Origin of the sequence: Fulvivirga ligni (assembly GCF_021389935.1) — a bacterium.
GTDB classification, from domain to species: Bacteria; Bacteroidota; Bacteroidia; order Cytophagales; family Cyclobacteriaceae; genus Fulvivirga; species Fulvivirga ligni.
Genome location: NZ_CP089979.1, coordinates 1,950,723 through 1,966,653, shown reverse-complemented (window position 1 = coordinate 1,966,653; position 15,931 = coordinate 1,950,723). Strand labels below are relative to the sequence as shown.

The 15,931-nt window shown below is 37.2% G+C and carries 12 protein-coding genes and 1 tRNA gene; 8 read left to right on the top strand and 5 right to left on the bottom strand.

Going from position 1 to position 15,931, the window contains the following annotated elements:
* Nucleotides 1-71: 71 nt before the first annotated feature.
* Together LVD16_RS08765 and LVD16_RS08760 are read right to left on the bottom strand one after the other, a co-directional pair.
* Entirely contained in the window at nucleotides 72-1,964 is a 1,893-nt protein-coding gene (locus LVD16_RS08765) for a RagB/SusD family nutrient uptake outer membrane protein (protein WP_233773553.1), read from the bottom strand.
* Between the two features lie 62 nt (nucleotides 1,965-2,026).
* The gene (locus LVD16_RS08760) at nucleotides 2,027-5,164 is read right to left on the bottom strand and encodes a SusC/RagA family TonB-linked outer membrane protein (RefSeq protein ID WP_233773552.1); all 3,138 of its coding nucleotides are present in this window, start codon (nucleotides 5,162-5,164) and stop codon (nucleotides 2,027-2,029) included.
* Between the two features lie 287 nt (nucleotides 5,165-5,451).
* On the opposite strand from LVD16_RS08760, the gene LVD16_RS08755 reads away from it, so the two are divergent.
* Nucleotides 5,452-6,126, top strand: coding sequence for a hypothetical protein (locus LVD16_RS08755; protein ID WP_233773551.1), 675 nt, complete (start codon nucleotides 5,452-5,454; stop codon nucleotides 6,124-6,126).
* Nucleotides 6,127-6,189: 63 nt separating this feature from the next.
* Here the strand turns inward: LVD16_RS08755 and LVD16_RS08750 are convergent.
* A tRNA-Arg gene (locus LVD16_RS08750) sits at nucleotides 6,190-6,261 on the bottom strand.
* 705 nt (nucleotides 6,262-6,966) lie between these two features.
* Nucleotides 6,967-7,248, bottom strand: coding sequence for a hypothetical protein (locus LVD16_RS08740; RefSeq protein WP_233773550.1), 282 nt, complete (start codon nucleotides 7,246-7,248; stop codon nucleotides 6,967-6,969).
* Between the two features lie 280 nt (nucleotides 7,249-7,528).
* Here LVD16_RS08740 and LVD16_RS08735 point away from each other — a divergent pair, with 280 nt between their 5' ends.
* Entirely contained in the window at nucleotides 7,529-7,969 is a 441-nt protein-coding gene (locus LVD16_RS08735; protein ID WP_255697886.1) for a helix-turn-helix domain-containing protein, read from the top strand.
* Between the two features lie 3 nt (nucleotides 7,970-7,972).
* Here the strand turns inward: LVD16_RS08735 and hflX are convergent, their stop codons facing one another.
* Nucleotides 7,973-9,106: a GTPase HflX gene (hflX, locus tag LVD16_RS08730; protein WP_233773548.1), complete on the bottom strand. Its 1,134-nt coding sequence runs from the start codon at nucleotides 9,104-9,106 to the stop codon at nucleotides 7,973-7,975.
* Between the two features lie 237 nt (nucleotides 9,107-9,343).
* On the opposite strand from hflX, the gene LVD16_RS08725 reads away from it, so the two are divergent.
* The 6 genes from LVD16_RS08725 to LVD16_RS08700 all read left to right on the top strand — a co-directional run bounded on the left by LVD16_RS08725 (nucleotide 9,344) and on the right by LVD16_RS08700 (nucleotide 15,862).
* Nucleotides 9,344-10,450, top strand: a complete 1,107-nt coding sequence (locus LVD16_RS08725) for a glycosyltransferase family 4 protein (RefSeq protein WP_233773547.1) — start codon at nucleotides 9,344-9,346, stop codon at nucleotides 10,448-10,450.
* 60 nt (nucleotides 10,451-10,510) lie between these two features.
* Nucleotides 10,511-11,056 carry a dTDP-4-dehydrorhamnose 3,5-epimerase gene (rfbC, locus tag LVD16_RS08720; RefSeq protein WP_233773546.1) on the top strand — a complete coding sequence of 182 codons (546 nt, stop codon included), beginning with the start codon at nucleotides 10,511-10,513 and terminating at the stop codon, nucleotides 11,054-11,056.
* 84 nt (nucleotides 11,057-11,140) lie between these two features.
* Entirely contained in the window at nucleotides 11,141-11,827 is a 687-nt protein-coding gene (locus LVD16_RS08715; protein ID WP_233773545.1) for a polysaccharide biosynthesis/export family protein, read from the top strand.
* Nucleotides 11,828-14,158 (top strand): GumC family protein, encoded by a 2,331-nt coding sequence (locus tag LVD16_RS08710; RefSeq protein ID WP_233773544.1) that lies wholly within the window; start codon nucleotides 11,828-11,830, stop codon nucleotides 14,156-14,158. It begins immediately after the preceding gene.
* Complete coding sequence (locus tag LVD16_RS08705; RefSeq protein ID WP_233773543.1) at nucleotides 14,151-14,882, top strand: tyrosine-protein phosphatase; 732 nt, start codon at nucleotides 14,151-14,153, stop codon at nucleotides 14,880-14,882. The genes LVD16_RS08710 and LVD16_RS08705 overlap by 8 nt, the downstream gene beginning before the upstream one ends.
* Entirely contained in the window at nucleotides 14,882-15,862 is a 981-nt protein-coding gene (locus LVD16_RS08700; RefSeq protein ID WP_233773542.1) for an NAD-dependent epimerase/dehydratase family protein, read from the top strand. The genes LVD16_RS08705 and LVD16_RS08700 overlap by 1 nt, the downstream gene beginning before the upstream one ends.
* The last annotated feature ends 69 nt before the right edge of the window (nucleotides 15,863-15,931 follow it).

Sequence of the window (15,931 nt, the reverse complement as noted above, 5' to 3'; positions counted from 1 at the left end):
TAAGAATAATAAAAGGGTTAACAGCGAATCTGTTAACCCTTTTATTTTTACAGAAAACTGCCTACAAGACTTTATTCACCACCTCTGTAGCCAGGATTTTGATAGTTAGTTTTATAAGCCTCATCACCATCCATTCGATCTAGCTGTCCTACAGGTACAGGGCGTAGATAAAGATATGGCTCAATTTCTCTTTCTACAGTCACGGGATCTTGTCCAGCTTTCGGAGATATCTGATAGGTTCCGGCATATTCTTCCCATTTTTGCGTACGAGCAAGATCATACCACCGGTAGCCCTCACCAAAATATTCCCTTGAGCGTTCATCAAGAATATAATTAATATCTATGGTAACTGGTGTTGCGTTGGTCATTTCCGCACTGTAATCTTCTAGTTTCTCTTGATTTTCAGCCACATCAAACCTCCACTTACCAGCTCTTGATCTGATTACATTGATAAGATCTCGGGCAGTTCTTGAGCCGTTCGCCCCCTTAACAGCTGCTTCGGCAGCAATGAAATACAGTTCTGAGAATTTAAGAATATTATATGGTCTTGAGCTTGCCACCTTATCATCATTATAATCGCTACCCTGACGATAAACCCCCAGCTTCCAAAGTCCAGGATAATCAGCTCTAGATATTTTGGTTAATGGAACCACATAATCTTGTCTTCCAGGCAAGTAGCCAGCTTCCGTGCCGCTATTGAATGTAGTATTAGAATAATCAATACCTCCAGGATCACTTGGTAAAAACGAGAGAATTCTGTCATTTGGCCCTACAGGCATAAAGTTGGCACCATAAAGCGTATTTTCAGCTCGTCCCGGATTGTAGTGCCATGTAGCTCGATATGCCGTGGTGAAAGTGCCATTAAAACGGGAATCATTGGTTTTATCTGCAAAAGTATTGGTAAAAACACCAATTGGTGGAGCCATTCTTGACCACATTCTGCTATAAGACTGCCCTGCCTGCACTGTTCTAAACATGGCATCTACTGGTGACCAGGTGGCGGGATCAGCACTGGCTTTTATAGTATGAAAATACCATGTCACCATCCAAACAGCTTGATTTTGAGCATCACCTCCGTCCCAGCCAGTAACATTGCTTTCGCTATACTTGGCACTGTATTCAGTATGATCTGCCCATAGCATAATTTCACTGTTACGATCGTTTTGAGCTAGATTCACATCATAAAATGTTTCCTGAAGCATGTATGGTCCAGGGTTATCAATAGCATTTGTCGCAACATCATAGGCCGCTTGAAAATACCATTGTGCATCATGCCCATCCGGGTCAGTTCTACTCGCCTCAGGGTATGTGGGAATATTATTAGGATTTTCTAACCACCAACCATAAGTAAGATATGCCTTGGCTAATATCAGTCTTGCTACGTTTTTAGTGACTCCACCGTTTACTCGAGGGTTGTCTTCCAAATCAGCCACTGCCTGCACCAGATCAGGAAAAATTGCTAATGAATACACTTCAGGAACAGTATTTCGAGAAGAAACTAGTGTAGGAGCTGTGTTAAATTCTAAAATTCCACCACCTAAATCTAAAGGCACACCACCAAAGGCTTGTACTAGCTGAAAATATCCAAATGCTCTAAAGAATCGAGCCTCGGCAATAAGCGCAGCAGGCATTTCTGCCTCCGTGGCATTAGCAATTATCCCACTGGAGGAATTAATAGCTGCATATGAAGCATTCCATAGCACATCAAACCTACTAGTTTGTGCATCAGGAATACCTAAACCCGACAGATCTGCTGCTTGAAAGTTTCCATCCGCCTGAGCACCATAAGTATATTCATCGGTACCTGTTTCAGTAGCATTATAATAATAAGGCTGACCGTATACCCTTCTTAAATTAGCGTATAGTGCGGTAAGCCCACCTACAACTCCTTCCTCTGTTTTAAAGAAGCCTGGCTCAAATCTTTCCCTTGTGGTTTCTTCCAGGATATCATGACAGCCAGCCATCAGAAATTACGCGGCAATCATTAATACTATTTTCTTATATAATTTCTGCATGATTTCTACTTTTAAAAAGTCAAATTAATTCCGATTAGATAGCTGCGCGTAGATGGTGCGTTAACGGCGAGCACTGGCAAACGACTCTGTATCTGAGTGGTAACTGCCTGATTTTGATTACCATATGAATTGGTTTCAGGATCCATTCCAGACTCTCTTTTATATGGCGAGAACATAACAAATGGATTTTGAGCTGTTACATAAAGCCTCAGTTGCTCAATGCCTGCCAAAGACATCCAATTAGATTTTTTGAATTTATAGCCTAAAGTCATAGTTCTGATCTTCAGGTAGGAAGCATCGAAATAGGCCAGAGTGCTGGCATAAGTAGGATTATCTCCGGCTGAAGCACCACCGGGTCTAGGGTAATCTGCACCAGTATTCTCAGGTGTCCAATAATCTACTGATACATTATTATGACGGGCACTCATAAGATTTAAATAGCTACTGCCGCCATAGAGCGTAGAGATCAAAGTTCCACCCTTCCTAAAAGCGCCCACTACACTTAATTCTAGTCCCTTGTAAGCAAATCGAGTATTGAATCCTCCCTGGAAATCTGGGTTGAAATCCAGTATTTGTCGGTCATCTTCATTAATCTCTCTTACAGGAGTACCATCAGCATTGTATTCCCCCGTATACTTCACTTTAATCATTCCCGGGTTTCCTCCAGGCTCGAGTATATCAAGATAAGGATCTTCTTCCTGCCAAAGCCCTTCTTTCTCATAATCATAGATCACATTGATAGGATGCCCAACAAACCACCAGTTACCTTCATTTCTTTCCTGGCCAGATGTAAGTGCTAAAAGCTTGTTTCTATTCGCATAAATATTAAAACCAGCCTCCCAGGTAAAACCATCAGGATTTTCTATGATAATACCATTGAGTGAAATCTCCACCCCTTTGTTTTCTGTTTCACCAATATTGGCCACATAGCTATTCACACCAGCAGTTTGAGGAAGATCAACACTTAAAAGTATATCTTTGGTATGCTGCTTATAGTACTCCACCGTACCAGTGAGACGATTCCCAAACAGACCAAAGTCTAAACCAAAGTTCCAGGTCTGAGTATATTCCCACCCTAATTCCTGATTTGGAAGCTCTGAAATAATATAACCAGTGGAATAACTGTCTTCACCATCATCTCCGAAATTATAAAACCTGGTAGACAGTCGACCAAGAGTAGCATATGGTGAAATGGCCTGATTAGAAGTTTCGCCATAACCCACTCTTAGCTTCAATAGGTTCAGTGGAGAAACTCCTTGCATAAAGTTTTCTTTGGCAATATTCCAGCCGGCAGATACGGCAGGGTAAGTATGCCATTTATGGCCTGGCGCCAATCTGGAAGAACCATCTGATCTTACTGTGGCACTAAGCATATAGCGATCATCATAGGAGTACATAACACGCCCCATCCATGATTTCAGACCCCAAACCGAATAATTTTGCTCATTTGGATTTATGGTGATTTCCCCCTCCGCATATCCTAGATTATAGTATTGAAAGTGATCCGCCGGTAAATCCAAGGCAGCAATTCTTGAGCTATTATATTTCTCTTCCTGTGAAGAATACAAGGCCACTACATTGACTTCGTGCTTCCCTGCGAAAGTTTTATCATAAGATAGCAAGTTCTCTATAACCCAACTTGTTGTACGTGAATGACTTATAGAAGCTGAAGATAGTGCATTAGGATCTGTGGGATTTGTAACTCCTATTCCGGTAAAACTTCCACCCTCAGTGGTTCTTAAGTTAAGACCTAAATTCAAGCGATATTTCAAACCTTTCACCCAGGGAGCCTCTACTTCACCATATATATTATTATAAGTTCCGTAAGTTTTTGTTTCGCTGAGCCACAAGTCCTTAACATCTTCAACTGTTTCGGCTGTCCATACTTTGTAAACATCCTGAGAAGCAAAAGTGGCTCTCTTCAGATTTCCCTCATCATCATAAGGACTGGCCAATGGCGAGGCTGCCAGAGCATCTCCAACCCCCACCTGATTTCCTTCAGTGAGTCCGTAACTATTATTAGAAGTTAAGCCAAAGCGGAAATATTCACCTACCTCCTGATCAATAGCTGCTCTTAATGAATAACGTGTGTATTGGTTGGTTGGCAATACTCCTTCATCTTCAAAGTATCCAAAACCGAAAGAGTAATTTCCATTATCAGATCCTTTGGTAATATTAATGTCATGACTCATTATTTTACCCTTTCTATAGAGTAGATCCTGCCAATCTGTGTTAATATCATTCATTTCATCAGATGAGTTGGAGAAAACCGGACCCCTACCCAGGTCATCAACAGTGCGCGCAGCCTCAGCTCTAAGTCTGGCGAACTCTGGTCCATCCATCATCGGATATTTAGAGAAAACATCATTTACACCATAAAAGGCATTATATGATATTCTAGCTGCTTGCCCCATTTGGCCTCTATTCGTTGTAACCAATATTACCCCGTTAGCACCTCTGGATCCATAAATAGCTGTAGCTGATGCATCTTTCAGAATATCAATGCTTTTGATACTATTTGGATCAATGTCGCTAATGGAACCTGCGAATGGAATACCGTCTAGAACCACCAGAGGATCATTACTTGCGGTTAATGATCGTGTACCTCTAATACGTATCTGCCTGGTAGCGCCTGGCCTTGATGATGTCTGGGTGAATTCAACTCCAGGCAAGCGTCCTTGCAGTGATTGCGTGATATTCGCAGACGGCACCTCCCGAACAGCATCGCCACCAATAGAAGCCACGGAACCTGTAACGGCTTCTTTTCTTTGCTTCACACCATAACCGACCACTACTACTTCATCTAAAGCAGTAATATCTTCGGTGAGGGTAACATTTATTGTAGTTTGTGAACCCACTGCCACTTCCTCCGTAGCAAAACCAACAAAAGAGAAAATAAGCATGTCATTGGCATTCGCCTGGACGCTAAAAGCTCCATCCACATCAGTAACTGTACCTTCATTGGTACCCTTAACCATCACCGCCACACCCGGCAAAGGTTCATTCGTGTCTCCTCCCACCACTTTCCCAGTCACCGCCTTACGCTGACCGTATGAAGCTATGGAGCACAGTAGTAAAACTGTGATCAAGGCCAAAAATCGATTCTTGCAAACGATTCCTGCCGTGTAAAATAGTAATGTTTTTTGCATAGTAGGTTTATTAGTTTTCAAAATGGGATAATAGACGATTCAGAATATCAAGAGACCGCTTTAAGCGAGTCAGAATCGACTGATTATGATTTCATTGGCACAAATTAGAAAAGATTTTAGATTTACGCAATCGGTTGTGTAAAAAATTATATTCACTAAACTTATAATTAGCAAATAAATTGGAGTAATAACATAAAATTGAAACAACTGATTGCGAAAAAGAAATCTTTAGAAATAGAATTATTTCTGTTTTTTTTATACCATTGAGGAAACGTAAATTTATGACTATGAGGAAGCTTTTAACTCTACCCCTATTTGCCCTATGGATTAACATCTCTTACGCACAGACGTATTTAACAACAAGAGGAGACAATAATGCTGGCGCAAGCATTGAATATCGTCTTTTTAATGATGGTGATACTGACATGGAAGGAAGCCCATATATTAACAAGGAATGGCTCCCAGGAAAAATAATCACCAGTACTGGCTTAGAAATTAGTGTTGACCAATTAAATTATCACATAGCTCGACAGATATTGACATTTAAAGAGAATGGTAAAGAACTAACCCCACAACCTACTCTCATAGTGCATCAATTCACGCTTGGACTTAAAAAATTCGAAAAGATAATATACAACAATAAAAAAGAAGCATTTCAAGTATTGGTAGAGTCAGAATCAGGAATTGATCTCTTGAAGGGCTTCAATATTTCAATACAGCCAGGAAAGGCTTCTAATGGAATTATTCAAGCCACTCCTGATAAATACGTTCAAAAGGAAAGCTATTTTTATCGTAATTCAGAGAATTCTTCTTTAATAGAATTCAAGCCTTCAAAAAAAGAAACATTGAGTCTGTTTGGCAACAAATCTTCACAAATGAAAAATTTTATTTCTGCAAATAAGTTAAACACCAGAAAAGAAGAAGATTTAATTCAAATTTTTAATCACTACAATACTTTATAAGAAATTCGTTTATTAAAACAAAAGGCCACCTGGAATAATCTAGGTGGCCTTTTGTTTATGTAGTAGCCCCGACAGGAATCGAACCTGTATCTGGAGTTTAGGAAACTCTTATTCTATCCATTGAACTACGGGGCCTTGTATTGGAGCAAAAGAAAAGTATGATTTGCTCTGATGTCTGACAATTCGAAAGGATCAAAGGTATAAAAAAGCTACATTTCACCCAATGAATTACCGCCTTTTAAGCTCTATCTTATTTTATATAGGCGCATTCTATATGTCTCATACTGTGTAATATTTATCACGAACCCTTTTTATGATTAGTAAGTATATCTGTAAAGGAATTGATATTCATTACAATTCACTGCTTTGAAGCAACCATTGCATACTATAAATTAGAAATAATGAACACTTCTACACACATGTACTTTAACATATATTTTATACACGTAAAATTTTCAACTTATGAATGTGAGTAAGGGACTAAATCCTAGCTTTTCTTGGCATTATTAGCATCACTTTCACTTGGATTAGCACCATTTGCACCCGAACCTCATATTTGGGGGAAATTAAAATGAGTATTTGGTGGAGGTATAGGCATGAAACCTATGGATTACTTCGATTTATTTTTACACGGAGCTCCATGGATATTTTTACTTTATATGCTGTTTAAAATTACTTTTCAGAATATTAAAGGACCGGGAAAGAAAAAATAATTTACGGGTATCAAGTTCGGAAGGGGTATAAACAAAAAATGTCATCGGAGGAGATAACGTTTTACCTCCTCGTGATGACGTTCAACCTAAACCCAGGTGGGTATCTTAAATATTTTTCAAATAACCTTTATGCGGTTATTCGTAAATCCATCTCTACAAGCTTCTTACTAAATAGTATTCTAGCTACTACAGTATCGCTTAGTTTATCTTTATATAAAAGCTGACCTTCATTCATCTCTATCTCTACACCATGCTCACTTAAAGCTTTTCCATACTCAAGCTCCATTTCCTCGTGCGCAACCCAACAAATAGGCAACTTCTCAACATGTCTATACGACTTATCTATCAGCTCTTCTGCTGATGAGTGAATGAAAAATTCTAAACGCGGATAGTTCTCAATTGATATCATAACGTTGTATATAAGGTTTAGTTGATAAAATATACGGTTTTTAGATTAGATATATTTCAAATAAACGATATATAGAATTTTTATTCAACCAAATGTAAGTTTTTATACGTATTACTCAAAACATAAACGTATTTTTTCGTAAAATTTTTTCTGTAGCCGTATTTCTATTTTTAAATTGTATCAAAAACAGAACAACATATTTTTTTACTATATTTAAGATTCTAAAAAGTTTATTTTTAGAAATTTGCGCTACTCGTTATTCTAATACATTGTTATAACATTGATAACAACAGGAAATAAAATAGCTTTTTTTCGCAAAAAGAAGGGATTAACCCAACATGACTTGCGTAATGAAGTGTATAAAAGGATAGGTAAGAAATTCAGACAAGGAACCATCTCTTCTTGGGAAAACGGGAAGACGGCTCCTGATATGGATGTACTTAACGTACTCGCCAGCATCTTAGAGGTAAACGTAGACGAATTATACGAAAAACAGAATAATTCTGAAGCGAGCTACGTCACCTCTATAAAAGACATCCTATTATATAAGAAAGCTCTCAACGAAATTCAAAGTGAATTTGACTCAGGTAGTGAACCTGAGGCATTCATGAATCTAAGAGAGCTTGCTGAGGAAATACTTGATAACTTAAACGATGTAGTTAACCAACATGAAAAAGTTATCACTCAATTAAAGGCTGTTAGAGAAATTATGAGACTTTAAGATTTACCAGGTTACATCACTCAGTGAGTTAGGGTATATCTGATAATGTCTAATCTTTGCAGCCTCCAATATAGCTTGCCTTAATTCATCTATATTAATTTTACTAGCCGCCGAAACAAATACCCTTTTATCATCCGTTTCAATATTTGCTATTCTTCTATCTTGAAGGTCTTCCATTTCCTCCTCTTCTAAAAGGTCAATTTTATTAAAAACGTATATAGTCGGTTTATCCACCGCATCTAATTCCTTAAGTGTTTCTTTTACTACCCTAATATGATCCTCATAGGCCGGATGCGAAATATCTACAACATGAATAAGCACATCAGCTTCCTTCACCTCCGCTAACGTAGATTTAAAAGACTCTATTAAGTGGTGAGGTAGCTTTCTAATAAATCCTACCGTATCTGAAAGCAGAAATGGAATATTCTCAAAAACAACCTTCCTCACCGTAGAATCAACCGTAGCAAAAAGCTTATCCTCTGCTTTAACGTCACTTTTAGACAGCATGGTCATCAGCGTAGACTTACCTACGTTAGTATATCCAACCAGTGCCATTCTCACTATGCCAGTTCTAGATTTACGTTGTACTGCATTTTGCTTCTCTATCTTCTCCAGCTTTTTCTGTAAAACAGTGATCTGGTTTCGAATATTTCTTCTATCAGTCTCAATTTCCTTCTCTCCTGCTCCACCACGAGTTCCTGTCCCACCTCTTTGTCTCTCCAAGTGAGTCCACATTCTTGTAAGCCTTGGCATAAGATACTGGTATCTGGCTAGCTCCACCTGAGTTTTGGCTTGGGCAGTTTGGGCACGCTCAAGAAAGATATCCAAGATAAGTAAACTTCTATCGTATATTTTACACTTCAGTTCACGCTCAAGATTTCGAAGTTGACTTGGAGATAAGTCATCATCAAAAATGATAATTTCTATATCTCGGCTAATCATATACTGCTTAATCTCTTCGAGCTTACCTTTACCTACAAAACTTCTTATATCAGGCTTTTCAAGTTTCTGAATAAAAATCTTTTCGGTTTCTATATGAGCAGTAGATGCTAGAAATGCCAGCTCGTCCAGATGCTCATTAATAACATTATCGTCAGCGCCTTTATCAGCTACCGTTACTAATACACATTTATCCATATAATTTCTCTCTCCTTAATTCTTACCAATTAAATTTATTAACGATAATTTAATTTATAATGTTAGCCAGAATGTGTAACTTATATGAACATTACAAGTTCTTGCTGTCATGTAAGAATTGGTTACTTTTATGTCAAAAAAAATATATAGCCAGAAACAGGCTTATATTGTTTACAAAGTTAAAAAATAACGATATCATTGCTTGTTCAGCATAGAAAAGAATTACTAGTTGGTGGAATGAAGGTTGCGATTGTACTTAATACATCCTGGAATGTATATAATTTCAGAATGAGCCTGATAAAGGCTTTACAAAATGAGAATCATGCTATACACGTTATCGCCCCGGCAGACGATTATACGCAAAAAATAAAGGAGAGTAATTGCGAATTTCATCCTGTAAAGATGGATAGCAGAGGCGCAAATCCTATAAAAGATATGGCTCTATTTTTTGAGCTTAGATCTATCTATAAAAAGGTACAGCCAGACATCATTCTTCATTTCACTATTAAACCCAATATTTACGGTACATTAGCGGCAGCTTCATTAAAAATTCCTTGCATAAATAATGTATGTGGGCTAGGAACAGTGTTTTTGCAAAAAGGCATCGTCTCCACTATAGCACTTTTAATGTATAAAGTTGCATTTAAATTTCCAAAGAAAGTCTTCTTCCAAAACCATCATGACAATGACCTTTTTATAAAGGAAAAACTTATCAAAGAGGAACTCTGCGAAGTGATACCTGGATCAGGAATTGATTTGAATCATTTCCCTCCTATGGCCTTTAAGCGAAATAACCCATTCACCTTCCTTTTAATATCCAGACTTATATATGATAAAGGTGTCATTGAATACATTGATGCAGTGAAGAAATTAAAGGAAAGTGGCATCAATGCCAGGTTCCAAATTCTCGGAGCAAAAGACCCAGAACATAAGAGAGGTATTCAAGAAGATCTTATTAACGACTGGATTAACAGCAACGTAATTGAGTATTTAGGCACCACAAGTGATGTAAGAAATTTCATAGAAAATGCAGATTGTATAGTTCTGCCGTCATACCGAGAGGGCACTCCAAGAACATTACTGGAGGCTGCTAGCTCTGCAAAACCGATTATTGCTACCGATGTACCAGGTTGCAACAATGTAGTTACCAATAACTTCAATGGTTATCTCTGTGAATTAAAGAGTTCAGAAGATCTGGCTCTAAAAATGAATAACATGTGCCTTTTGCCAGATTCAGATATCAAAAACTTTGGCCTCAATGGTCGTAAAAAGGTGGAAGAGGAATTCAATGAAGTTCTGGTTATTGACTCATACATCAAAACTATAGCAGAATTTAATCAATAATCTGTATTTGTCTCTTACTAGTGTTATCTTAGTATTTTCTATAGAATAACTATCAACTCAATGAACGTAAAAGAGACAGGTGTAAGAGGGCTTTATGAATTAACCCCAAATATTTTTGAAGATGACAGAGGTTTCTTCTTTGAATCTTTTAATCAGGAAAGGCTCACGGAAAAAGGAATTAATTACGATTTCGTTCAGGACAACCAGTCGTTTTCGAAAAAGGGTGTTGTGAGAGGTTTACACTTACAATTCGCTCCATATGCTCAGGCCAAACTAGTGCGAGTTACTTCAGGTAGGGTTCTAGATGTAGCGGTAGACTTAAGACCCGACTCTGAAACTTTTAAACAGGTATATTACTTTGAGTTAGACGCAGTTAAAAATAATGCCGTCCTTATTCCTGAAGGGTTTGCTCATGGATTTGCCGCTCTAGAAGATAGTATTTTTCAATATAAATGCAGTAATTTATACCACAAGAACTCTGAAGGTGGAATTAGGTTTGATGATAAAACCTTAAATATAGACTGGGGTGTTTCTAACCCTATTATTTCTGATAAAGATTTAGAGCTACCTACCTTAGAAGAGTTTGAACGTAATTTTTTAAACTAAATTGATAGGTTAAAATTGAAAAATTTATTTTACCTGTGCTCCATATTGTTGCTATGTTCATGTGGCTCGTATAAAAACACGATCATGTTTAAGAATGAAAGCAACAGGAGTTTAAAAATTTCTGAAGAGGTCAGATCAGCTGAAAGCAACTACCTTATTGAGAAAAATGACTATTTATCCATAGAAGTTTACACTCATAACGGGGAGCAGCTTATAGATCCTGAAAATCATCTCAAAGAAATCTCTAATACTACTCAAACTACTTCAGAAGAAAAAAATCAATATCTAGTTAATATTGATGGTTTTGTTGACTTCCCAATGGTAGGCTTAATTAAACTAGAGGGCCATTCCATTTCTGATGCAGAAGATATTCTAGAAGAGAAGTTTAAGGAGTTTTATGAAGAGCCCTTCGTTAAATTAAGATACTTAAATAAACGAGTAGTTTTACTAGGAGCCAGTGGCGGTGGACAGGTTATTCCTCTTGAGAATGAAAACATGAAAGTGACAGAGGTTTTAGCTCTTTCATCTAATATGGAAAGCACTAATAAAGTGAACAATATTCGTTTGTTAAGAGGGGAAGAAATGTACATGATTGATTTTTCCACGCTCAATGGATACCTTACCGATAACATGACAGTACAAAATGGTGACATCATATATGTAGAGCCTGTGAAAAAGCCTTTTTCTGAATTCATAAGGGATAATGGCCCTGTAGTCAGTATGCTCAGCAGCGTTGTCTCATTGGTGGTGATAATTATTAGTTTGAATTAATTGGAAAAGCAGGGAAAAACCATAGAAACAATCGATTTTGAAAAAGTTTATGCTGTTTTCAAGAAAAGTATTATCTGGGTTATCCTCATTTTTCTTTTAACTAATAGCATAGCCTATCTATATGTCCGGTGGACCAAGCCACTTTTCGAATCTCAATCAGAGTTAAAAATAGATGTAAAGTCAGAAGCATCAGAACTCGGTATAGCTGGAATTAATGAATCTCCTAATATCAATATGATTTCAGGGGAAATAGAGCTTCTTAAATCAAGACTTTTCTTTAATAAGGTAATTGATGCCGTTGATCTGAACATCAGCTATTATACAGCTGGTAATGTTTTGGTGGACGAAAAGTTTAAAACCTCTCCCTTTATAGTTAGTTACAAACTATTAAATCCTAGTCTTTACGACAGAAGAATCTACATCACCATCTTAAATGATAAAGTATATAATATCAACTTCAGTGGCTCTGAAGACAATGATAATGCTGTAGAATACAGGTTTGGGGAAAAGGTTGTTACTAGTCAAATAGAATTCACAGTTTACTTAACCAAAAATTACGAGCCCAATGGTGATAAGAACTTCTTTTTCACCCTTAATAGCGAAGAAGCTCAGATTGCATATATAGCGAGTCACCTGACCGTCGAGCCTTTGAATTTCAATGCTAACACTATTAAAGTTGCCTTTAGAGATTACAACCCATATAAGGCCAGGGATCTAGTAAACGCCATTGATACGCTGTATTTAAATTATACGGAACAAGAAAAAAACCTTGAGAATAGTCAGAAGATCAACTGGTTAAATCAGGAGTTAAAAGAGATTGAGGCACAACTTGAAGGATACGAGGACTTCTTTGAAAACTTTACCATTCAGAATAGAACTAATAACCTTGATGAAGACCTAAGAAAAACAGTAACAGCCATTAATGAAATTGATTCTCAGAGGTATCATGTCTCTAAAAAAATACAAGCCGCCGAAAATCTATTATCAAGTCTAGGATCTGAAGATGATATAATAAGTGCCAATCTGTACTATCTTCCAGATTACGTCACTCAATCACTCAAAGAGCTTCAGGAAAATATTAAACTCAGAAAAAAAGTAAATCTGTCCTACAGCGAAAACACTTTTGCGGTTAAGAGACTAGATAAGGAAATAGACCAGGCAACGGCAGAGCTAAAACAACAAATTAATACGCTACAAGAGGGCTATTTCAAAGACAGAGTGAGTCTAAATAAACGAAAAAATGAACTTGAGGCAAGTTTCGTGAGATTACCAGGCAAGAGTACGGAGTACAAGAAAAATCAAAGATTCTTTAGCTTGTATGAAGAGTTCTATCTTTCATTAATGCAAAGCAAGGCACAGTTTCAAATTGCTCAGGCAGGAACAACTACCGATTTCAAAATTCTATCTCCAGCAACTACACCTTGGATGCCAATATCACCTAATAAAGTAATCATTCAGGGTATTGGCATGGTAGCAGGCCTTATATTAAGTTTATTATTTGTCGGTGGCAGATATTTACTTCACAATAAAATTAATGGCATAGCTGAACTTGAAAAACTTACCTCCGCACCTATTTTAGGTAGTGTTCCTAAGAGCCAGGAAAGAATATCTGAGACTCAATTAACCATCAATAGAAGACCGAAATCTGCTGTAAGTGAGGCCCTTAGGACCATTCGAACTAATATTGAATTTATTATTCCCAACGATAAAAAGAAGATTATCTCCATCACCTCCACCATAAGTGGAGAAGGAAAGACCTTCATTTCAGTTAACCTGAGTGGTATAATTGCGCTTTCAAAGAAGAAGGTGGTGGTGCTTGACCTTGACATGCGTAAACCTCGTGTTCACACCGCTTTTAGCACTCCGGAATCACCTAAGGGTGTTAGTACAATACTCATTCAAAGGCATACACTTGAAGAATGTATCCAAAAGACTGAGATAGAAAACCTTGATTTCATTTCTGCAGGTCCTACTCCGCCTAACCCTTCAGAACTTTTGTTAAACGGTGAATTTGATCAACTTTTAGAGGACTTGAAGAAAATCTATGATATTATCATTTTGGATACTCCTCCGGTAGGTCTGGTCACTGATGGTGTGCTGGCGATGAAAAAGGCAGATTTGGCCTTATACATAGTAAGATCTAATTATTCGAAAAAGATATTCCTCAACACATTAAATAAATTAAGAGAGGTTAATAATTTTAAAAACCTCGCAGTTATACTTAATGCAGCCTCTATTGTAGGTGCTAAAAGCTATGGCTATGGCTACTATGAAGAAAAGCCCAAAGGACTAATTAATAAAATACGATACGCTTTTGTAAGAGGTGTTTAAAATATTCTCTAAAAAAAATAGTGCCCCAGTAAAAGCTGTCAATTGCGATCTACACTCTCACCTGCTTCCCGGGTTAGATGACGGTGTTGAAAGTTTTGAAGAAAGCCTAGAGATCATCAATGGCCTTAAAAGTCTTGGTTACAGTAAGATAATTACCACACCTCATGTAATGCATGACTTTTATAATAACTCGTCAGAAGATATCCTTCACAAATTAGAGCAACTGAAGCAATTATTAAAAGAGCAAAATATAGACGTAGAGGTAAAGGCCAGTGCGGAATATTATTTGGATGAACAGCTTATTAATATCGTAGCAGAAAAACCAAAAGAACTGTTGACTTTCGGTGACAACTATTTTCTTTTCGAAACCTCTTTTATGACAGAGCCGCTGTATATGAAAGAGTTCATCTTCGAAGCAAAATCCAAAGGCTTAAACCCTATTTTAGCCCATCCAGAAAGATATGTCTATCTACAAGAAGACCTTAGTAAGGTTGAAGACCTGATCAATAGAGGCGTATTAATGCAGCTAAATATAAACTCGCTATCAGGGTATTACTCTAAAAGAATTAAAAAAACTGCGGAGAAGCTGATCGATGCAAAACAGGTCCATTTGATCGGAAGTGATTGCCATAATATTCGTCACTTTGGCGTAATGAAAAAATCCAGACAAGAGAAATATTATAAAAAGGCCTTAGATTTGCCCTTACTAAACGATAGCCTATAATGATATTGGTAACAGGTGCAAATGGATTGTTGGGTAGCTATGTCTGTAGAACGCTATTACAAAGCAACCAACCATTTATTGGTCTGATAAGGGAAAATAGTGACTTAAGCCTATTGAAAGACATCAAAGATCAGATAGATCTAAGATATGGAGATATCAGGCATGTAGAGGATATTGAAAGCATTATCAAAGAATGTAGCGTCATTATACATTGCGCTGCAATAGTTTCTTATGATCCTTCCCAAAAAGAAAGGCTGTTTAACGTTAATGTAGAAGGCACAGCCAACTTAGTTAATCTTGCCATTACTCACCAGATAGATTACTTCATCCACATCAGCTCTGTTGCTGCCATAGGTAGAAACAAAGCTGAAGGCACCATTAATGAAACGGAAAAGTGGCAAAATGAAGTTAAAACCACAGCTTATGCCGAATCAAAGCATCTATCAGAACTAGAAGTATGGCGTGGCATGGCCGAAGGATTGAATGCAGTAGTTCTTAATCCATCATTAATTATAGGGCCAGGAGACTGGGAAAAAAGTAGCTCTAAGCTTATTAAATATGTATGGGACGAAAAGCCGTTCTATACCAAAGGACTTTTAAACTATGTAGACCTTCGAGATGTTGTAAAGGTTATAATATTAATGTTGAATAAGCGTTTAACCAATAGTAGATTTATCCTTAATGGTGGTACTTTAAGCTATAAAGAGTTTTTCGAGCAAGTTGCGACCAAACTAAACAAAAAAGCACCTCACATCGAAGCTGGCAAGTGGCTTACAAGGTTTGCATTGGCATCACAAAAAGTTAAATCATTATTCACTGATAAAGAGCCAATTATCACAAAAGAAACAGCAAGAGTAAGTAAAAATAAAATTTACTTTGATAATGCTAAGGTTAAGAATGAACTAGGCTATACATTTACACCAATTGAAGATACTATAGACTGGACCTGTAAGTATTATTTAGAACAAGAAACAAATTAAAATTCACTATTAACCTTATTAAAAATAAGATTAATTTCTTTAAATTGTTTAAACTATTAGAGGGACTGA

Excerpts from the sequence above, each read along its gene's own strand:
- LVD16_RS08765 (WP_233773553.1), bottom strand. The coding sequence starts at position 1,964 with ATGGCTGGCTGTCATGATATCCTGGAAGAAACCACAAGGGAAAGATTT.
- LVD16_RS08760 (WP_233773552.1), bottom strand. The coding sequence starts at position 5,164 with ATGCAAAAAACATTACTATTTTACACGGCAGGAATCGTTTGCAAGAAT.
- LVD16_RS08755 (WP_233773551.1), top strand. The coding sequence starts at position 5,452 with ATGAGGAAGCTTTTAACTCTACCCCTATTTGCCCTATGGATTAACATC.
- LVD16_RS08740 (WP_233773550.1), bottom strand. The coding sequence starts at position 7,248 with ATGATATCAATTGAGAACTATCCGCGTTTAGAATTTTTCATTCACTCA.
- hflX (WP_233773548.1), bottom strand. The coding sequence starts at position 9,106 with ATGGATAAATGTGTATTAGTAACGGTAGCTGATAAAGGCGCTGACGAT.
- LVD16_RS08725 (WP_233773547.1), top strand. The coding sequence starts at position 9,344 with ATGAAGGTTGCGATTGTACTTAATACATCCTGGAATGTATATAATTTC.
- rfbC (WP_233773546.1), top strand. The coding sequence starts at position 10,511 with ATGAACGTAAAAGAGACAGGTGTAAGAGGGCTTTATGAATTAACCCCA.
- LVD16_RS08715 (WP_233773545.1), top strand. The coding sequence starts at position 11,141 with ATGTTTAAGAATGAAAGCAACAGGAGTTTAAAAATTTCTGAAGAGGTC.
- LVD16_RS08700 (WP_233773542.1), top strand. The coding sequence starts at position 14,882 with ATGATATTGGTAACAGGTGCAAATGGATTGTTGGGTAGCTATGTCTGT.